The sequence below is a fragment of the Verrucosispora sp. WMMC514 genome, from assembly GCF_027497295.1.
Classification (GTDB): Bacteria; Actinomycetota; Actinomycetes; order Mycobacteriales; family Micromonosporaceae; genus Micromonospora; species Micromonospora palythoicola.
This window is the reverse complement of record NZ_CP114906.1, coordinates 6,687,875-6,706,888: the sequence shown is the minus strand read 5'-3', so window position 1 is coordinate 6,706,888 and position 19,014 is coordinate 6,687,875. Positions and strand designations below refer to the sequence as shown.

Below are 19,014 nucleotides of genomic sequence, written 5' to 3'. Positions count from 1 at the left end.
ACGACCTCGCGACGACGCACGCACGCGGCATGCGCTTCGAGCACCGCCGGAGAAAGCCACCCGAAATAGCACGGGAGTGCTCGCGAGTCCAAAGCAGGGGACCAGGGCCACAAGGACCAAGGCCGCGACGCCATCGAACATCGCCCGACCGACGCTAACCCCAATGCCGCTCAGTTAGGGAGACGGGGCGTCTGTCAAGAGCGTGTCGATAGACGAGGGCGGCGGGGTCTCGGTATAGAGGTTTGTCACTCCAAGACAGCCTCTGGACCGGGAGCCCCGCCGTTGGAACAGTGTGCCATTGCTCGGACCGCCACGGTGGCAGCCGGCCGGTTCGCGCCAGGTCATCTGGGTGAGTTGACGCAGCAGGTGCCCTTCGAGATGGTCGATGCCGTCCTGGCGCAGACGCGGGCGGTGCAGGCGCGGGTGCGGGATCTGCCGTCGCGGGTGGTGGTGTATCTGCTGCTCGCGGCGGGGTTGTTCACCGAGTTGGGTTATCGGCAGGTGTGGGCTCGGCTGGTTGCTGGTCTGGACGGGTTGCCGGTGGCGATGCCGACTTCCTCAGCCCTGTCTCAGGCTCGCCGTCGGGTTGGGGACAAACCTTTGGCAGCGTTGTTCCGGCTGGTGGCAGGTCCGCCTGCCGGGGCTGGGCGATGGCGAGGTCTGCTGGTGTGTGCAATCGACGGCACCAGCATGTTCGTGCCCGACAGCACGGCGAACCTCGCGGTCTATCCTCGTCAGGCCGGAACTCACGGCGGCTCGGGCTATCCGATGCTGCGGCTGGTCGCGGTCGTCGTGTGCGGCACGCGGACCCTCATCGATGCGGTGTTCACTCCCATCAGCACCGGCGAGTTGAGCTGCGCCGCTCGTCTGCTGGGCTGTCTGCACCCGGGCATGCTGCTGCTGGCCGATCGGGGCTTCGCTGCCCGCACGATGATCGAGCAGTTCGCCGGCACCGGCGCTGACCTACTCATCCGTGACAAGGACGACCGGCGGCTACCCGTCATCCGCCGCCATCACGACGGTTCCTGGCTGTCGGTCATCGGCACGATGAGCGTCCGGGTCGTCGACGCCGAGATCGTCGTGAGCATGAACGGCAAACGCCACATCGGCCGGTACCGGCTGATCACCACCCTCACCGACCAGCGCCGTTTCCCGGCCATGGACCTGGTCACCCTCTACCACCACCGCTGGGAGATCGAAACGGCATACCTGGAGTTGAAGTCCACCCTGCTGGGCGGACGGGTCCTGCGAGCCCGAACCCCGAACGGGATCAGTCAAGAGGTCCACGCCCTGCTCACCACCTACCAAGCGGTCCGGCTGGCGATGGCTGACGCCACCGCCAGCCGGCCCACGACCAACCCCGACCGGGCCAGCTTCACCATCGCCGTCCACGCCGCCCGAGACCAGATCACCCACGCCGCCGGTGTCATCGCCGACACCGTCATCGACCTCGTCGGAGCCATCGGCCGCGCCGTCCTGGCCGACCTGCTCCCCCCACGCCGCACCCGAATCAGCCCCCGCGTGGTCAAACGCGCGATCTCCAAACACCGCGCCAAAGGCACCATCGACCGCACCACCTACCACGCCACATTCAAGATCAACATCCTCGACGCGGCAGCATTGACAACCAACCCACCGCCCTAACTGAGCGGCGTTGACGCTAACCCAGGCCAACATCGCCACGCACACTTCGCGGGCGTGGGTCTCCCCCCTTCATGCACGGATCTGCCGCGGTCAGGGTGCTCGTTGGGCGTCATCGCTGAGGTTAAGGAACTCTCGAAGACGCTGGCAGAGGCTGCCGGTTGCCAGTTGATGATCCTCATCGGTGACCAGGCGGCTTTCGTCTGCCTGGTCGCCGAAGGTCTCGGCCAGTACCAGCGCCCAGAAAGTCAGCGGGCTGTGAAGATGGCGTTCGGACATCCACTGCTGAAAGCCCGCGAGTTCACCGCACCCGCGCGCAAGGTCGAATCCGGTTACAACCGCGAATGCACGGTCGTACCTTGGACGCCCGACGTACATCCCGAGACGGTGCTCGATCATCGAGAGGACTTCAGCCCACGACAGTGCTTCGTCATTCACCGAGCCGTCGCCTTCCCGAGTTCGCTCAGCCACTGGATGCCGAGCCTGTGGCCGTCGGGGAATTGGTCGTCGCGATCCCAACGCCACGTAGTGATCATCGCCAGCATGAGGGTCCGGCAATCTCGGAGCAGATGATGATCGACGCCCGGGTAGAGGTCTGCGACCTCGTCGGGTGCGTGGGCCAGGTCGAACTCGATGGGCCCCCGGCAGCACGTCTCGAAGTCGATGAAGAGCAGGCCAATCGGGGTCGACAGCAGGTTGCCCGGGTGAGGTTCGCCGTGCAAGAGTTGTTCGGGCCGGCCGCTATCGCTGACCGCTCGGCGCAGGCGGTCCAAGGTGCCGGCGAGAAAGACCCGGTCCGCGTCGGTCAGGTTCGGCGTCCGGTCGTGGTCGGCCACGAGCGTTTGGGCCTCGGAAACCCGGTCCGTGAAGTGCGGGGTGAGCAAATCGACCCGGCGCATTCCGGCGTGCAGACGTTCGAGCGCGCTGGCGTAATCCGCAGGTGGGTTCGCTTGAGTCACCGGCTCGTAGTAGGTCCACAGGGTGACCACGTAGTCGTCCCAGACGAAGACCCCGGGTGCTGCCAGCGCGGCCACCGGGCTCCCGACCTCGAACAGTCGCTGAGCAATATCTACTTCAAGCTGGGCGCTCTGATGCGCCGCCGGTGCCACCTGCGCCAGCACGTCGCAGGGCTGCAGACGCAGAGTGAGCTTGTTCGAGTTGTGCAGGACAGCGACGTCATCGGCGATCAGACCGAGCGACGAGGCGATCGACATGGCTGCCAGTGTCGCCCGGTGGGCCGCATCCGCCTGCATCGGAGCACCGTAACTCAGCGCATTCAGCGCAGCAGCCACAATTCTGCCTCCCCTGCGCCAGCCAACGAGAGCGGCGGCGACGGCGACTACACCCGGATCTGCCGCAGACCGCGCGCCCGGTCAGCCTCCGCTCGTGGCCGATGTGCGGACGGTTCGGCAAGAGTTGATCACTTCACCATCCGGAAGAGCGGATGGTGAAGCCATGAGTCGAGGAGGTCGGCATCGACGACATGGCGCACGGCAACCTCGTCCCACGCGGTCCGGTAGGGAATCTCGTGCCACCGTCCGTGAAGGGTGGCGAGAGTTGCCCTGGAACGGTCCTCCCATCGTCGGCGGCCAGTGCCGGACTCCAGGGCCGATAGAGCGGAGACCTCCGGCGGTGGGGGTACCGGAAGCATGCTGTCGAGATCTATGAGGCCGCCGTATCGGCGGGCTATCGCCACCGCGAACTGGGCGAGCAACCGGTGGTCATCCTTGCCGTTGACTGCTGCGGCCAGGACGATCTGGGTGATCGGAAGGAAGCCCGCCGCCCGTGTCAAGCAGGCATCCTCATCAGCGTCGTCGCATTCGTAAGGATCGGGTTCGATGAGCATCGGCCCGGTCGTCGGCGACGGCTCCGCCATGTCTAGGCTGCGCGGTTCCCGCAGCACCCACCAGTTATCTCCGGCTGGGCTGAGCGACTCCGACAGCCACACCCGGAACTCCCTGACGTCTTCGTCAGCAGTCCACCCGCCTGGCAGCAGAACCGCGGCGGAAGGTCCAGCCACGATGACAAGCATGCACCACGGCTGAGGACACCGGGTATCCGCACCTGCCGCCGAATCGGCCGTCACATCGCATAGCGGAGGTCGGCGGCACTGGCATCCGGTCGTACCGTTGAGCGCCTACCGTCTCCCATCACGCCTCTGGTTGTCGGATCAGCGATTCTTGACCCGTCCGACCTGCGCCTGCAGTGCGGTCCGGCAGGCCGGCCATTCCGAATTGATGATCGAGTACATGGCGGAGTCTCGCAGCAGGCCCGCCTCGCCCGGTGCCCAAGACCGCGACCAGCACCGTAGGACACCTTCGAGCCGGGCCCCCGTACGCTCGATCGCTTTGCGGGAGACCGTGTTGCGGGCATCGGTCTTGAGATCGACGCGGACCACCTTCCACACCTCGAACGCGTTCGCGAAAAGCAGGAGCTTCGCCTCCGTGTTCATCCCAGTGCGCTGCGCCGACGCTGCCAGCCAGGTGAAACCCACCTCCACCGCGTAGGGCGCATCGCGGTCGGGCAAGAACCGGGGATCCCAGTAGGCCGTTACGCCGACGGCGCGTCCACTGACCTTTGCCACCTGCGCGTACGGCACCAGCCTTCCCTCACTCGCCCGGCTCAACTGTGCGTCGATGTAATCGCTGACCTCGGCGGCGGTGGGCACCCAGGTGAAGCGGTAGGAAGTTCGGTCCTCCTCGGCCGCTGCAGCCAAATCGGCGGCGTGCCGGTAATCCAATGGCTCCAGCCGAACGAGATCGCCGTCGAGAACGCGGGCGGTACGCGTCATGGGAAATGGCATGGTCTCTCCGTCCGCGGCTTGCCCGATGCGATCCGCAGCGAGCCAGGTCATCACCCGGGGCACCCCACCCACGGAGACGGAGGGTTGCCGGCCAGCAAGCCGGGGCTTCGCGCTGGCACTCATGACCTGGAACGACCCTAACAAGCGGCACAACCACACCGCGGCCCCGAAACAACGCGCGACGCCACCGCCTTCGCCGTCACCGGGCCGCTACTTGGTCGGCCAACGGTTCCCCAGATCGAACCCCCGCCGCAGTGCCTCGCAAGATTCGATGCACGCTCATGCCGCGGACAGGGCGGTGGCATCAACAAGCGCTTGTGACGCACCGCGAGGATCACAAGTCTGCCGGGCTTCCCGCGCTGCGAGTGGGGCATGGACCGGCAGAGGTTCCCCGTCTCTATACCTGATTACCGAGACAAGAAGAGGCCACGAGCGAGAGCATTAGTGACCTGTCTTGGTGTCATCTCCGGGAAACGTTCGGTGATGACGTCGATCACCTGCTCTTTCGTCACCTTCCCGTTCCGAAGCAGGTCGGCCTGTTCGTAGACGAAATCCTCGACAGCTTTTCGATCGGTACGGGGTGCCTGGCAGCGCTCGAAAATGCGCCAAAGTCCCGTGAGCAGGCTCATCACCCGATAATCGCATCGAAGGACCGGCGCCCAACCAGTGCCACGGACCGACCGACTCACTCTTCTGCCGCAGACCGCGCGCCCGGTCAGCGTCCGCTCGTAGCCGATGAGCGGATGTGATCAGCCCGGCATGCACGCTCATAGCCGCTGCCGGTACGCGATCGGGCGTGCTACAGGTTCCCGGACTCTGGCCAGTTGGACCAGTGCGTGTTGGGTGGCGTGTCTGGAGCGTACCGGCTCACGTCTCCTGTCGTCAGTACGTCGGCGAGCTGGCGGAAGGTGATTGACTGGCTGGGAGGTGTGTCCTGGAGAAGGTCGGGGTGGTGCCACTGATCCAGCCGCATGATCTCTGGGATGTCGGCCGGGATTCGCCGCCGCAGCTCGACTTCGTCGGCCAGGAGCAGATCCCGGTGGTCCGGCACGAGCCGGCGAAGCACGTCGACCAGATCCTCGCCCCGGTCGGCGGCTACTGCGATCCGTCGGCCTCGTACCACAATCGATGCTCCCTGATAGGTCTCGGGCTGGTCAACGTCCTCGATCTCGTCCCAGTTGTCGACCCGGCTGAGGAAGTCCTCGTTGACGTAACCCGGTTCGCCCTCGGTCAGACAGTTGCCGAAGACGTGAAGGACGTCGATGAGGTTGCCAGCCCTGGGCGAGTATCCCAACGTTTCAACGATGAGCGCCCATCGCTGCGCGTCGCGGTAGGCGTGAAGCCGGGCATCGACCGCGTAGTAGTAGCCGTGGCCCAGGTCCGGAAACGTGAAGCCCGCGGCTGCGGTGTCGAACTGGTCGAGGATCTCGGCAGAGCGCATGATCGTGGAGTGTAGCCACGGGTTCTCCACCATGATCGGTACACGCACATGCCGCGAGCCGGGCGCTACGCAGCGTCCCGCCGAGTCAGCCCGGGTTCCTTACGGACGTGGCCGATGAGCGGATGCTGTCCCGGTCAGGTGCTCGCAGGATTGCTTAGCCCGTCGGGCGTCGGCCCGTTGAACGTCACCAAGCAGCAGGCGGGCACCGTGGCGAACAACGCTCCAGTCGGTCTTTGGGGAGCGGTCAAGGTTCTTGACAAACCAGTGCCGGCGGTCTTCGTGTTCCCGCCGCAGATGGATGAGGTCAAGGTCCACGCCAGGTAGTCCACGGCGGTGTTCCAGCTCCTCGATCCGCTGTCCCATGGTGTCCATCAGCTCGCGGTTGAGGGTGTGCACGGCCTCAAGGTACGCGGTGGTCGGGACGCTGAGCCGGACTGTGGGGTCGGCGGTGAAACCGATCTCGCCATCGTCCTCGTGCCGCCAATCCATGGTGATCTCGTCGCGATCGTCGCGCATGGTACGCCAGAACCGGATCTTGGGAGGATTGCGCAGGTAACCAAAGTCGAGGTTGTGCTCGCCGTGCCAGATCGCGGCCGTGACGACTGGATGGTCGGGCACGTCCGCGTTCCCGTCGTCAGTCCGTTCCTCATCCGGTTCGGCCACGAACTCGAGCGGGTCACACGTCCACTGCGCGGCGTCGGAGGCGATGAACGGCTGTAGATCGTCGGGTATCGGCTCCAGCACTTCGGGAGTAAGGACAATGACGTCTTCCCAGAGCCGGGCCAGGTAGTAGTCGATGTAGGGATGCGGGTGAACCTGCCGGGTACGGCGCAGCAGCTCCTGCCTGCCTGCTTCGAGCCAGTACCAGCCCTCGGTGAGCCCGAACCAGTGGAGCCTCGGCTGGTCACTGCCCCACGGCGACACCCCGTCCAGTGGGTACAGCTCGAACCGGAACCTCATCATCGAGGCAGTATCCCTTGACGTCCGGCGGTCGATGGAGAGCCCGGATCTGTCGCGATAACGTGTGCCTGATCAAACGGACGCCAGCCGCTCAGAAGCCAGGGCTCGCCAGTGGTGTACGGCTCTGGCTCGCCTGATACGGCCAGAGCAAGCCCGGAATCGGTGGTCAGGTGCAGCCCGCCGTCTTCGTCGATCCACGCGGTGTCGATCGTTGTGTTGTTGAGTGCCGAGGCTGTGGTCAGCCAACGAATGTCGTTCTCTACGCCGCCGCTGGTGGAGGTGGTTGCCTCGATGGTCCAGGAAGCGTCGATGTACAGGCGCGTCTCCTGGGCGGGTGCGGATCGGTTGTCGCAGAGCCCGACGAACGGCCATGTCTGCCGAACTCCGATCTCCACCACGAACGAGCCCACGATCTGTTCTACATCCATGAGCACATGATTCTGCACCTGGTCACCGGCACACTGATCTGCCGCCTCCCGAGCGCGCCGCCTGCCAGGGTTTCATCGCTGCCTGCACTGGCCGGTGGACCGGATGACGCCAGCTATCGCCTTTCCGTCAAGTAGCCGATGTGCGTGGGTGAGCCGCAGGTTCAGGTTGCGGTAGACGCTGGCTTGAGACGCTTTCGCTCGACAACGCTTGTTGCCGTTACCACACTCAGCGGCGGCACGTCCTTCGCGACAACGGCGCCCGCGCCGACGACCGAGCCCCGACCGATTGTCACTCCAGGGGTGACCGTGACCGCGGCACCGATCCACACATCATCCTCGATGACGATGGGCGCGTGCGTGATGAAGTCGTACCGCTCGTGGAGCTCGACGGGATGTCCGGCCGTGCTCAGAGTCACTCGGGGACCAATCAGGACGCGGTCGCCGATGGTGATACCCCCGTAGTCGAGAAAGAAGCATCCCTGGTTAATGAACACGCGCTCTCCGAACGATGCTCCAAGCCCGTAGTCGCAGTAGAACGGAGGCAGGACGGACAGCGAGTCAGGGATCGGTTTACCGAAGATCTCGGTCAGTACCGTCCTGCGCGCGTCGAGGTCGTCAAACGGCAGCACGTTGAGGCGCGAGGTCAGGTTCATGACGAGCTGTACGCGCTGCGCGAAGGCTCGGGACTCGGGCGTCCGTGTTCGTAGCCGTTCCTCGTTGCGCACGAGACGATCCTGGCACGGCGAGTCAGAGACTGCGTGACGACCCAGGCAGGGAATACATCACTCCGTGATCGTGGCTCCTCATCAAACGTCCGGATCTGCCGCGGACCGGTCGTCGCTCTGCGTCACGGGATCCTCAGACTGGGTCCGATTGGGCCGATGAGCGAGCATGGCCGAGCTGTGCGTCGACCGAGACCGCATCACGCGTGCCGGGCTGCGCAAGTCCGGCATATCAGTTTTCCGAGCGACGGGAACTGGGACAACACCCAGAGATCATCCGTTGGTAGCACCATCTCGGCACCTGGTGGCAGACACGGCGGCGCTGTTAGACCCGCCTGGACCGCGTGCGCCACCATCCGATTTCCATCCGGCAGGTTGAAGGTGAGGTTGCTGTAGTCATCCCGACCTGCGCCATCGTCGACCGTGCCGACGCGAATGGGATGGATGACCTCGTACCAAGTCACGAGATCAGGCTGGTCAATTGCCATCGCCGCCGACTTGGGCTCGACTTGAGAGGTGTTCAGCCACAGCCGAACATCACGAGCGTGCTGTACCTCATCCTCTGGTCGGTACAGCTCAACCACCAGCCAGGCGATACCCGGTGCCGCCTCTCGCACGGCATCTGCCTCCGCTCCGTCAGGGCAACACACGACCAACACCTGCCCTGACTCCGATGCAGCCGCATCGACCGGTACATACCGCTGATCGAGCTCCCGCAGTGCTTCGGCCACGGCGTCAACTCCATAGCCGTAAAGGATCACGCCTCGCTGCTCGTTACTCACCCCACCAGTCTCCGGCAACAGGCGGGCCCGAAAGAGCGGATCAATGGGACCACTCCGCCATGCACGGATCTGCCGCGATCCGGGCTTACGGGGCAGGCCGCTTGTTCGCTACCGTCCTGCGGCTGGGGTGGCGGCCGCCAGGCGCCGTCGTGGATGGTGGGCGGGTGAAGCCCGCGCTCGTATTGCTGCACAGCTTGTTGTTGGGTCCTGTGACCTGGGCTCCCGTAGCGGCCAGGCTGAGGGCCCTGGACGCGGCTGCGGTGGTGCCGTCGTTGGTCCACGTGGCCGCAGTCGGCGAGCCGCCGTTCTGGCCGGGGGTCGCCGCCGCTGTCAGCGACAGCGTCTCCCAGCTGCCGGACGGCCAGCCGATCGTGCTGGTTGCCCACAGCAATGCCGGTCTTGTGGTTCCGGCTGTCGTACCGGCGGCCGGGCGTCCGGTCGTTGGCTGCTTGTTCGTCGATGCCAGCCTGCCCTCGCGTTCCGGGCCGACGCCTGCCGCGTCACCCGAGCGGCTGGCCTATCTGCGTTCGGTGGCGACGGAAGGTCGGTTGCCGCAGTGGACGACATGGTGGGAGGAGGAAGCCGTCGCGTCGCTGTTGCCCGATCCTCGGACCAGGTCGATGGTCTCGGCAGAGCAGCCCCGGCTGCCGTTGAGCTACTACGAGCAGCAGTTCCCGGTGCCCGCAGGCTGGGATGATCGACCATGCGGGTACCTGTTGTTCGGGCCGCCGTACGACCGCATGGCGCAGGAGTCACGGACACGGGGTTGGAGCGTCGCGGAGGTTCCCGGCGGCCACCTCCATCAACTCGTTGACCCGGACGCGGTCACCGCTCGCATCCTCACCATCACCGCGAGGTGGGGCTCGGCAGCCGATTGAACCGGTGCCCGCGCATGCCGCCGAGCGGGCGCGCTACCTGCCGTCTCGCTGCGCGGCCGGGCTTCGTTCCTGCCGACGACGGGCTGCTCGCCACGGGCGTGGCAGGATCGCTGTATGGTCGCCGCGCCCAAAGACGTGCTGAAGGACTACCTCCAAGGGGCGCGGGATGCGCTGCTTTGGAAGCTGGAGGGCGTCTCCGAGCGGGACCAGCGGTTGCCTCTTACGCCGGCCGGCACGAACCTGCTGGGCCTTGTCAAGCACGCCTTGAACACTGAGGCGATTTACTTCGGCCCTACGTTCGGCCGTGAATGGCCCACACCGGATGAACTCGTGTCCCCTGATGACCCCGACCCGCTGGCCGGCTGGTACGCCACCGAAACCGAGACTGCAGCGGGGATCATCGACCTCTACCGTCGCGTGCAGGCATTCGCCGACGAGACCATCGCCACCCTGCCGCTGGATACGATCGGGCACGTTGCTCACTGGGGCGGCAAGGCGGTCACGCTCCACGAGATCATGGTGCACAAGACCGTCGACCTGCAGCGCCACGCCGGCCACGCCGACATCATCCGCGAGCAACTGGACGGCTCCGTTGGCCTACTGCCGCGCCACAGCAACATCCCCGACGCCACCGACTGGCCGGCCCACACCCGGCGGCTGACAGCGATCGCCGACCGATTCAACAGATGAGGAAAGGATGTACCCACAGACGAGGGGTGAAGTGCAACGCAATCCGCGTTCTGTGCGCCCACGCCTACCTCGCCGTCATCGCCGCACAGGCCAAAAGGGGGCAGCGGATCCGATGACGGCCTCATTCCTCTCACCCTCGGCGAGGTCCGCCGTCTCCTGGCACACCTGATCACCACCACCCGACCCTTCGACCACATCCATCGATGGTCACGATGGCGACGACGACACCAATACCGCGCCAGAACAGCCCACTACCAGCGAAGACTCCAACTTCATCAGGTGCGGCTGGAGTACTAGCCGCCGTCCGCGCTGCGGAGACACGGCTTTTGCCGAGTTGAGCGCATCAGTCGCGCCGCCTGTCTGCGTTGTCACCCATCAGACCGACGGGCACCATCAAAAGCGCCGCGATCGCCATGCAGAGCAAGAAGGGGACCATCGGCAAACCGGCTCCTACAGAGGGCCGCCAGACGAGCATGATGCCCGCCAATGCGCACAGCCCCAAGACCATCAGACCCGTCGTGGTCAGGCGGGGGGCCTGCACGCCCCTGGCCACCTGCCCGCGACCCCATCGGCCGCCGATGGCTCCGCCCAGCATCAGAAAGCCGCCGGCTGTTATGCCGAGCCACAAGCCGGCGCCCTCACCGGCACTGAACAGGATCAGAAGGCCGACGCCCGCCGCCACGCAGGCCAGAAAGAACAGCAACCTACGCACTATCGCCCTCTCCTCGTGATGGAACGAGGTTGTGTCGATCAATCCGAGCAAGGTTCGCCGTACAGCGCAACTCGAGCCTTCACCACAGTGTCGATGCAGTGACCGCACCGGGCGCAGCGTCTTCAGCGCGGCAGGTATGCGGTCAGCTGGTCGGCGAGTTGCTTCGGATGGCTGAGCGCCACCGCGTGACCACCGTCGATTTCATCCGGTACGGCATCGAGGCGGTCGGCCGCAACGCGGCGCTGGAACTCGGGCGGGAAGAACCGGTCTTCGCGGGCGATGAGCACCCTCGTCGGCACGTCCGGCCACGCATCCAGGGGCCACGGCTCGTTCCATTCTGCGCTGACCTGGTCGCGGTCATGCGCAGAAGCCTCCGCGACGATCTCGGCCGGCACGCCGTTGTAGAACTGTTCCTCCTCACTGAGCCCCTCCGCGCTGCGGTGACCGGTGTTGCCCCACCAGTCGCCGGGACTCTCACCCGGTTTCGGGATCATGGGAGTGAGCAGGACAATGAGCCGCACAGGCAGCTTGTCAGCGACCAGCGGCGCCGTGAACGCACCATACGAGTGTCCGACGACCACGAGGTCGCTGCGATCGCCGACGGCATTGACGACCGTGTCACAGAACTCGGCGAAGCCTGCCGCCCTGTCCTCGATCGGCAACGCCGGCACCACCACGTCGTGGCCCCGTCCGGCCAGCTCAGGGGCCAGCAGATGCCAGTCCCAGGAACTGCCGCCACCGCCGTGGATCAGAACGAAGGTCGCCATGCGCCAAAGCCTCGCACAGGGGTACGACAGTCAGTAGCGCCGCCCGATACGCCATACGGCCAACCACCGGCGACCTCACGGCAGAATCACGCACCGGGCCGGAAGCATCGTCCCGCGACTGCCGAAATCTTGGTCAGGTCCGGGCGGTGCGCCTGATTCAACGTAGCGGCCAGCACGTTGGCCCGGCCTGGATCGTGGAGCGCGAACAGCGTGATCTCCGAGGTGGCGTCGCCGGCGACGGCCAGAGCAAGGTCGGTGAAATGCCGGAAGCTGGTCACGTTGAACAGACCGGCGAAGCCAGCGTGTTCTCGTTGCCACGGGTCCAGCATCGGCCGTAGCGGCACGCAGGCGCGAGCCGGGACAAACCCGATATCCGCGGTGAGCCAGTCGGCCTGCTCGACGTCGACCTCGTACTCCCAGCGGACCAACTGCACCGCCTCACGGCTCATGCCCCACAGCTGAGCTGCCTCGTCGCGGTAGTAGGCGGGAACGGCGAACCGGCTCCGGCCCGCGGCCAGCGCCCAGGCCAGCGCCCGCCACACCGCCAGGGCCTCACCGTCGTCGTTGTTGATCGCGTACCGACACCACGGATTCAGATCCACATCGTCTGAATAATCCTGCTCCCACAGCCCCGGCCACATCGGGCCAGGCATATCCGCCTCGTCGGCACGGACCACGTAGCAGTGCAGCCCATCGCGGCGCCCGTGTGCGAACCTCAGGAACAGCTCCGGATCTGTCACCACATCAGGATGCCGGACAGCCAACCGTCGTTACCGCACCAGCCCGGTGCCTAGCGTGGGCGACAACCTCGTCTGGCATCCGCCGATCACGCCTGCCGGCGAGGCGTTCGGGGAGACGGGAGGCTGCTTGCCCGTACGATCTCGGCCGTGCATACCACCCCGCTGCCTCCGATCGACATGGACGCGGTCTTCCCGCAGTTGCGTGGGTTCGCGCGGACGACCATTCGGCTGCATCCACGTAAGGGCTCGCCGTCGGTTGAGCAGAGCTCCGTGGGCGGGCCGCTGCTGTGGCCGGCGGACGAGCCCTGGCCGACCTGTGACGGTGACGGTCTGGACGATCACCCCGCCGAGGCTGAGGTGCCACTCGTGCCGGTCCTGCAACTACTTGCCGACGATGTGCCCGAGCTGCCGTTCCCGGAGGGCTCGGACGTGCTGCAGGTGCTGTGGTGCCCGTTCGACCATGATCCGTGGAGTGCTCCACTGCCACGCTTGCACTGGCGGCGACGATCAGCGATCGGACCCCGACTGACGGCGATGCCCCCGCCCCACGAGGACACCGAAGCGTGGCACCTGCTCACCATCGCCAGCTGGGAGTTCAGCCGCGGCGACGAGCGGCGGTGGATCGCGCTGGCCCGCAATGATCGGCTGGGGCTTCGACAGTCCGGACGACCATCCGTGGCGGTCACTTCAGAACCCGGCAGGATTGATGCTCGGCGACGCCGGCGGCGTCTACATCTTCGTCTGCACATCATGCCCACAGCGTCCCCACGCCCACCGATTTGACTGCTCCTGACCCGGACAGGAGCCACCGACCGCCGCCGAACCGGCATCCGGATCTGCCGCCATGCGTGCGATGACACCCATCCTGAGCCCATCCCTAGCGGGCACGCCCTGACCACTTCAGTCCGAGTCCTCGCATCGGAGGCCGACGCTTGTGATCTCCCCGCTGCGGACCAGTTCTCGGATCGCTGTGGTCATGGCTCGTAGGCCTGGCTCTGGAACGATCAGCTGGTCAGCGGCCCAGAAGTAGCTGCCGTTCGCAACCTCCCCGGTCTCCACCCATTTCGCAAGCAGGCGGCGGAACTCCTCGACGGTGAAGGTGGTCAACGCCCACCTGGAGCCGTCAGGAAGATCGACGACGACATCGACATTGGCTACACACCGCACGGTGTCCTCGTGAGGATCGATAAAGAACCGTGCCACGAAGGTTGCTTCCGCGATGGTCACGCACGGGTCGGTGATCCCCACGAGGCCCATCCTGCCGTACGTGTGCGGAAGCACTTCAGGGCCTTGCACGCATCCGCTTCTGGCTGCTGAGAACGCGCGCTAGGCCCAACGCCGCTCAGTTAGGGCGGTGGGTTGGTTGTCAATGCTGCCGCGTCGAGGATGTTGATCTTGAATGTGGCGTGGTAGGTGGTGCGGTCGATGGTGCCTTTGGCGCGGTGTTTGGAGATCGCGCGTTTGACCACGCGGGGGCTGATTCGGGTGCGGCGTGGGGGGAGCAGGTCGGCCAGGACGGCGCGGCCGATGGCTCCGACGAGGTCGATGACGGTGTCGGCGATGACACCGGCGGCGTGGGTGATCTGGTCTCGGGCGGCGTGGACGGCGATGGTGAAGCTGGCCCGGTCGGGGTTGGTCGTGGGCCGGCTGGCGGTGGCGTCAGCCATCGCCAGCCGGACCGCTTGGTAGGTGGTGAGCAGGGCGTGGACCTCTTGACTGATCCCGTTCGGGGTTCGGGCTCGCAGGACCCGTCCGCCCAGCAGGGTGGACTTCAACTCCAGGTATGCCGTTTCGATCTCCCAGCGGTGGTGGTAGAGGGTGACCAGGTCCATGGCCGGGAAACGGCGCTGGTCGGTGAGGGTGGTGATCAGCCGGTACCGGCCGATGTGGCGTTTGCCGTTCATGCTCACGACGATCTCGGCGTCGACGACCCGGACGCTCATCGTGCCGATGACCGACAGCCAGGAACCGTCGTGATGGCGGCGGATGACGGGTAGCCGCCGGTCGTCCTTGTCACGGATGAGTAGGTCAGCGCCGGTGCCGGCGAACTGCTCGATCATCGTGCGGGCAGCGAAGCCCCGATCGGCCAGCAGCAGCATGCCCGGGTGCAGACAGCCCAGCAGACGAGCGGCGCAGCTCAACTCGCCGGTGCTGATGGGAGTGAACACCGCATCGATGAGGGTCCGCGTGCCGCACACGACGACCGCGACCAGCCGCAGCATCGGATAGCCCGAGCCGCCGTGAGTTCCGGCCTGACGAGGATAGACCGCGAGGTTCGCCGTGCTGTCGGGCACGAACATGCTGGTGCCGTCGATTGCACACACCAGCAGACCTCGCCATCGCCCAGCCCCGGCAGGCGGACCTGCCACCAGCCGGAACAACGCTGCCAAAGGTTTGTCCCCAACCCGACGGCGAGCCTGAGACAGGGCTGAGGAAGTCGGCATCGCCACCGGCAACCCGTCCAGACCAGCAACCAGCCGAGCCCACACCTGCCGATAACCCAACTCGGTGAACAACCCCGCCGCGAGCAGCAGATACACCACCACCCGCGACGGCAGATCCCGCACCCGCGCCTGCACCGCCCGCGTCTGCGCCAGGACGGCATCGACCATCTCGAAGGGCACCTGCTGCGTCAACTCACCCAGATGACCTGGCGCGAACCGGCCGGCTGCCACCGTGGCGGTCCGAGCAATGGCACACTGTTCCAACGGCGGGGCTCCCGGTCCAGAGGCTGTCTTGGAGTGACAAACCTCTATACCGAGACCCCGCCGCCCTCGTCTATCGACACGCTCTTGACAGACGCCCCGTCTCCCTAACTGAGCGGCATTGGCGCTAGGCCTCGTCTCTACCCCACCGGGCTCTCCCTCCGATACCCGCTGTGGTCACCCTTGGGGGCGTAGCGGTCTTGGCCGCAGCGACACCGCATCTCCCGGGAGGTAAGCGGCAAGCTCAGGGTTCAATCATCAACCCGGTGAAGACCCTGGTGCGACAGTTTGTCCAGGTCACGCTTGCAGAACCGGTGGTGTTCCCATTCCTCGTTGAGCACGGTGCCGAGGCATTGCCGCACTGTCCGCCCCTTGGCGTACGGGGGCCATCTGTCGTCGTCCGGGACCGGCGCGGTCTTCGCGAGCTGAGCAGGCGTGACCTCGGCCAGCCATGTCTCGATCTCCGAAGCCTGCCGGACTCGTACGGCGAGCACCTCGTCGAGGCTCGGTCGGGCGGACGGGTCGAGCCCGTCCTCTTGGTCCATGACCAACGGTGGACCCAGTCCCATGGCCGTGAACGGCTCGGTGAGCCCGAGCACGCAGCGTCGGAACCAAGAGTCGTGCACGAAGACAAGGTGGCGCAGGGTGTCGACCATCGACCACTCGCCGTCGACGCCGCGATGTTCGCTGTCCTCGGGCATCGACCGAACCCGCTCGGTAGTCCTCGCCCAATCGGCGCCCAGTTGCTGCCAGGCATCTCGCAGGTCGTCCGGCTGATCGGAGCGGATCAGCAGCCGTACCGGGTGACGACGGTCGAGTTCCGCCTCGACGTACGACATCACTTCGACCCCGTTGACCACAAGATTGGTGACCAGGCCGTCGATCTCGGCGTCCTGCATGACCACGCCGACCATCCGCGCTCTACTCAGGTCGCACTCGCGGAATTCAGCGCCGGTGAGGTCCTCATCGTGGAAGCGTCGCATACACACAGGCTAGGTCGCACCGCACACGCAACGCCCGGATCTGGCGCCGATCGTGTGGCGGGAGCTTTCGATCTGGCCGGATGAAGTGGCTGCCCGGTTGGCGACGGTGGGCCGGCGTGCCGTCGTCCGGTGTGCCAGGATCCTGCTGTGGTCGTGATCGAGATTGTGATGGGTGACATCACGCGGGAGCACGTGGACGCTATCGTCACGGCCGCGAACGAGTCGCTGCTCGGTGGCGGCGGTGTGGACGGCGCGGTTCACCGCGCTGCTGGGCCTCGCCTGGCGCAGGCTGGCGGTGCGATCGGCCCCTGCGAGCCGGGAGACGCGATGGCTACCCCGGCGTTCGACCTCGACCCGCCGGTGCGGCACATCATCCATGCTGTCGGGCCGATCTGGGAAGGCGGCGGTCACGGTGAGGCCGACGTTCTGGCCTCCTGCTACCGCAGGAGCCTGCAGGTCGCCGACGAACTCGGCGCCCGCAGCGTCGCCTTCCCGGCAATCGCCACCGGCGTGTACGGCTTCCCCGCCGACCAGGCCGCCCGGATCGCCGTAGCAACGATCAGGTCCACCTCGACAAACGTCCAACGTGCAAGACTCGTCGCATTCGACGAGGACACCCGCAAGCACCTACAAGCCGCAGTGACAGCCACCGGCTGACCCATCCGGATCTGCCGCGGATCGGGCGCTACCCAGCGTGACGACGATCGTGGATGCCTTGCGTCCGATCGTGCCAAGGTAAGCGCACATGCCGTTGCCTCGGCCCGCCCCGTGACGAGGTGCGGTCCACCCTCATCCCGGGACGGGGGAGCAGACGATCAGTCGACCACGGAGCGGACGATCTCGGTGATGCGCCTCTCAGTGACGGCATCCACCGTTTCGAAGTACCACGCGGCCGGCATCAGCCCCCCGTCCGCGCCGCCTGCCGCGCGGAAGGCTGCCTTCTCGGTGATCGCGAGGTTCAATCGTTCGTCCATGCGCAGCGTGACGAGCGCGGGTGTGCTCGCCGACCTCGCGTAGGCGGGCATGCCGTACCAGATGCGCGGCTTCAGGGTTGGGGCCGCGGCCATGATGATGTCGTGCACCCGCTGCATCGTCGAACGGGTCGGCTCGTCCATCTTCGAGATCTTGTTGGCGACCTGCGTCAGGTTCTTCTCGTCCTTCGACGACATGTCATGTCCTTTCGTCTACCGATGTCGGGCACCGGCGGTTTGAAGTCGGCGCGACAGTGCGCCGCACCCCACCCGGACATGTCCTGAGCTGCTCAGGTCTCTCCGCGATGATTCACGTGGTCTGTCACGTGGAAGCGCAGTCGGTGGTGGACCACCGCAGTCAGGCTAACGGATCCGCCGCGGCGTGGTCGTCCGGATGGAGCCGCCGAGCGCTCGTCGCTGGAGGTGACTTTGGTGTCGGCCGCTGGTTGCGCGGCCGAGACGCGGATGCCCTTATCGGCAGCATCGTTTTCGGCTTCGTGATGGGCGCGGGCATGACGCATGTCTCGTGGTCCTCCGCCCAACGGCCGACGGCGCTGATGATGCGTCACATCGGCTGGCTTAGCCTGCCGCGGTCACGGACCAGCGGCGGGCCAGCGCCGTTGCGGCGAGGAAGGCGGCGAGGACGATCGTCGCTTCGGTCCCGATTGCCAGTGGGGTGAGCGGGAAGTCGAGCGCCCAGCCGAATGCGGCTGCGGCAGCGATGGCGGCGGCGATCGTGGGTGGCAGCAGCAGTGTCATTCGCGTAGCGGTGTGTCGGATGCGGGGTATGTCGCGCAGGGTGATGCGCACGGCGAGGACGGCGCCGGCGACGACGACCGCCGCGACGGCGCCGTAGAAGACACCAGCGGCGAGCCACACCGGTACGCGTACGTCTCGCGGCAGGTCGAATGCTGCCACGAATGTCTGGTGCAGGCCGATGACCAGGATGTATCCCGCGATGAGGGAGAGCACTGCGCCTGCGCTCGCCACGCCAAGCACGTGGCCGTAGCGCGGTGGGATCCGCTGTACGCCGGCTTCCTCGGCGATCCTCAGGGCGAACTCGGTGGGGTCAGTGCCGAGAAGTGTCGCAGGATCGATCCCGTCGGCAGTTGCGGCGTCGAGTTCGATTCGCAGGTCGGCAGCGAGGGTGGCCCGGTCATGACGGTGGATGCCGAGGGCGCGCCATTCTCGGTCGGCGGCGGCGAGGAGGTGGTCAACGGCTGGCGTCGACGTGCTCATGGTCATCTCCCGGATTCGGTGGACGGACGGTGAGGGTTTCGTTCACGACGCTGGCGAACTGGGTCCACTGCTCGCGCCAGACGTTCAGTCGGTGATGGCCGGTTTCGGTGAGCCGGTAGACCTTGCGGGGTGGGCCGTTGGGGCTGGGCTGCATCGCGTTGGCCACGAGTCCCAAGCGGTGCAGTCGGGTGATCAACGGGTAGACGGTGCCGTAGCTGACCGTTCCGAATCCGGCGGTGTCGAGTCGGCGGACGAGTTGGTAGCCGTGCGCAGGCTCGGCGGCAAGTAGCGCGAGCAGGCACATGTCCAAGCAGCCGCGCAGGAGCTGGGCCTGCCGGTCGGCCGATTCGCCGGCCTCGCTTTTCACTACCATGTGGCACATAGTACGGCCGGTACTATGCGTCGCCCAATAGGTGTCCCGGAAGAGGGTCACAGCGGCTCAGATCAGCCACCCGCGCCACCCAGGTGCTCCATGTCGCGGCACCTCGCCAACCACGCTCGCTCGTGGAGCCCCTCGGCCCGGGTTCCGTGACCGGTCCGGCCCGAAGAGCG

At 66.2% G+C, this 19,014-nt stretch carries 24 protein-coding genes and 1 riboswitch; of the genes, 5 read left to right on the top strand and 19 right to left on the bottom strand.

Features of this window, described 5'->3' with window-relative positions; translation table 11 throughout:
* The first annotated feature begins 315 nt into the window (after positions 1-315).
* Complete coding sequence (locus O7597_RS30975; RefSeq protein WP_269738909.1) at positions 316-1,644, top strand: IS4 family transposase; 1,329 nt, start codon at positions 316-318, stop codon at positions 1,642-1,644.
* Between the two features lie 90 nt (positions 1,645-1,734).
* Here O7597_RS30975 and O7597_RS30970 read toward each other — a convergent pair whose 3' ends face one another.
* From O7597_RS30970 to O7597_RS30925, 10 genes are all read right to left on the bottom strand, one after another.
* Entirely contained in the window at positions 1,735-2,079 is a 345-nt protein-coding gene (locus O7597_RS30970) for a hypothetical protein (RefSeq protein ID WP_269742229.1), read from the bottom strand.
* Entirely contained in the window at positions 2,076-2,933 is an 858-nt protein-coding gene (locus tag O7597_RS30965) for a phosphotransferase (protein WP_281581566.1), read from the bottom strand. Before O7597_RS30965 ends, O7597_RS30970 begins: the two co-directional genes overlap by 4 nt.
* A gap of 128 nt (positions 2,934-3,061) precedes the next feature.
* A complete protein-coding gene (locus O7597_RS30960) occupies positions 3,062-3,673 on the bottom strand; it encodes a DUF6368 family protein (RefSeq protein WP_269742227.1) in 612 nt (203 codons plus the stop codon).
* A 138-nt stretch (positions 3,674-3,811) separates the two neighbouring features.
* Entirely contained in the window at positions 3,812-4,495 is a 684-nt protein-coding gene (locus tag O7597_RS30955) for a GNAT family protein (RefSeq protein WP_269742779.1), read from the bottom strand.
* A riboswitch (SAM riboswitch) is annotated at positions 4,454-4,571 on the bottom strand. It overlaps the preceding gene by 42 nt.
* A 280-nt stretch (positions 4,572-4,851) precedes the next feature.
* Complete coding sequence (locus tag O7597_RS30950; protein ID WP_269742226.1) at positions 4,852-5,073, bottom strand: hypothetical protein; 222 nt, start codon at positions 5,071-5,073, stop codon at positions 4,852-4,854.
* Between the two features lie 170 nt (positions 5,074-5,243).
* Positions 5,244-5,885, bottom strand: a complete 642-nt coding sequence (locus O7597_RS30945; protein ID WP_269742225.1) for a hypothetical protein — start codon at positions 5,883-5,885, stop codon at positions 5,244-5,246.
* 99 nt (positions 5,886-5,984) lie between these two features.
* Positions 5,985-6,845: a DUF5984 family protein gene (locus O7597_RS30940; protein ID WP_281581565.1), complete on the bottom strand. Its 861-nt coding sequence runs from the start codon at positions 6,843-6,845 to the stop codon at positions 5,985-5,987.
* Complete coding sequence (locus O7597_RS30935) at positions 6,845-7,273, bottom strand: hypothetical protein (protein ID WP_281581564.1); 429 nt, start codon at positions 7,271-7,273, stop codon at positions 6,845-6,847. The genes O7597_RS30940 and O7597_RS30935 overlap by 1 nt, the downstream gene beginning before the upstream one ends.
* A gap of 161 nt (positions 7,274-7,434) precedes the next feature.
* Positions 7,435-7,998: a sugar O-acetyltransferase gene (locus O7597_RS30930; RefSeq protein WP_281581563.1), complete on the bottom strand. Its 564-nt coding sequence runs from the start codon at positions 7,996-7,998 to the stop codon at positions 7,435-7,437.
* Between the two features lie 197 nt (positions 7,999-8,195).
* Positions 8,196-8,777 (bottom strand): hypothetical protein, encoded by a 582-nt coding sequence (locus O7597_RS30925; RefSeq protein WP_269742220.1) that lies wholly within the window; start codon positions 8,775-8,777, stop codon positions 8,196-8,198.
* 164 nt (positions 8,778-8,941) lie between these two features.
* Between O7597_RS30925 and O7597_RS30920 the strand changes: the two genes are divergently transcribed.
* Both O7597_RS30920 and O7597_RS30915 read left to right on the top strand, forming a co-directional pair.
* Positions 8,942-9,655, top strand: coding sequence for an alpha/beta hydrolase (locus tag O7597_RS30920; RefSeq protein WP_281581562.1), 714 nt, complete (start codon positions 8,942-8,944; stop codon positions 9,653-9,655).
* 114 nt (positions 9,656-9,769) lie between these two features.
* Complete coding sequence (locus O7597_RS30915; protein ID WP_269742217.1) at positions 9,770-10,345, top strand: DinB family protein; 576 nt, start codon at positions 9,770-9,772, stop codon at positions 10,343-10,345.
* Between the two features lie 343 nt (positions 10,346-10,688).
* Here O7597_RS30915 and O7597_RS30910 read toward each other — a convergent pair whose 3' ends face one another.
* The 3 genes from O7597_RS30910 to O7597_RS30900 form a co-directional block, all read right to left on the bottom strand.
* Complete coding sequence (locus O7597_RS30910; protein ID WP_281581561.1) at positions 10,689-11,048, bottom strand: hypothetical protein; 360 nt, start codon at positions 11,046-11,048, stop codon at positions 10,689-10,691.
* A 131-nt stretch (positions 11,049-11,179) separates the two neighbouring features.
* On the bottom strand, positions 11,180-11,824 hold the full coding sequence (locus O7597_RS30905) for an alpha/beta hydrolase (protein WP_281581560.1): 645 nt from the start codon (positions 11,822-11,824) through the stop codon (positions 11,180-11,182).
* 86 nt (positions 11,825-11,910) lie between these two features.
* Complete coding sequence (locus O7597_RS30900; protein ID WP_281581559.1) at positions 11,911-12,564, bottom strand: hypothetical protein; 654 nt, start codon at positions 12,562-12,564, stop codon at positions 11,911-11,913.
* A 147-nt stretch (positions 12,565-12,711) separates the two neighbouring features.
* On the opposite strand from O7597_RS30900, the gene O7597_RS30895 reads away from it, so the two are divergent.
* A complete protein-coding gene (locus tag O7597_RS30895; protein WP_281581558.1) occupies positions 12,712-13,347 on the top strand; it encodes a hypothetical protein in 636 nt (211 codons plus the stop codon).
* A 117-nt stretch (positions 13,348-13,464) separates the two neighbouring features.
* Here O7597_RS30895 and O7597_RS30890 read toward each other — a convergent pair whose 3' ends face one another.
* The 3 genes from O7597_RS30890 to O7597_RS30880 form a co-directional block, all read right to left on the bottom strand.
* Positions 13,465-13,812, bottom strand: coding sequence for a hypothetical protein (locus tag O7597_RS30890; RefSeq protein WP_269742212.1), 348 nt, complete (start codon positions 13,810-13,812; stop codon positions 13,465-13,467).
* Positions 13,813-13,910: 98 nt separating this feature from the next.
* Positions 13,911-15,239 carry an IS4 family transposase gene (locus O7597_RS30885; RefSeq protein WP_269738909.1) on the bottom strand — a complete coding sequence of 443 codons (1,329 nt, stop codon included), beginning with the start codon at positions 15,237-15,239 and terminating at the stop codon, positions 13,911-13,913.
* Between the two features lie 281 nt (positions 15,240-15,520).
* Positions 15,521-16,252, bottom strand: a complete 732-nt coding sequence (locus O7597_RS30880) for a DinB family protein (protein WP_281581557.1) — start codon at positions 16,250-16,252, stop codon at positions 15,521-15,523.
* Between the two features lie 147 nt (positions 16,253-16,399).
* Here O7597_RS30880 and O7597_RS30875 point away from each other — a divergent pair, with 147 nt between their 5' ends.
* Entirely contained in the window at positions 16,400-16,909 is a 510-nt protein-coding gene (locus O7597_RS30875) for an O-acetyl-ADP-ribose deacetylase (protein WP_281581556.1), read from the top strand.
* Positions 16,910-17,067: 158 nt separating this feature from the next.
* Here the strand turns inward: O7597_RS30875 and O7597_RS30870 are convergent, their stop codons facing one another.
* From O7597_RS30870 to O7597_RS30860, 3 genes are all read right to left on the bottom strand, one after another.
* A complete protein-coding gene (locus tag O7597_RS30870; protein WP_269742209.1) occupies positions 17,068-17,421 on the bottom strand; it encodes a DUF1801 domain-containing protein in 354 nt (117 codons plus the stop codon).
* A gap of 381 nt (positions 17,422-17,802) precedes the next feature.
* Entirely contained in the window at positions 17,803-18,462 is a 660-nt protein-coding gene (locus tag O7597_RS30865) for a hypothetical protein (protein ID WP_281581555.1), read from the bottom strand.
* Positions 18,437-18,835, bottom strand: coding sequence for a PadR family transcriptional regulator (locus O7597_RS30860; RefSeq protein ID WP_281581554.1), 399 nt, complete (start codon positions 18,833-18,835; stop codon positions 18,437-18,439). Before O7597_RS30860 ends, O7597_RS30865 begins: the two co-directional genes overlap by 26 nt.
* Positions 18,836-19,014 lie beyond the last annotated feature (179 nt).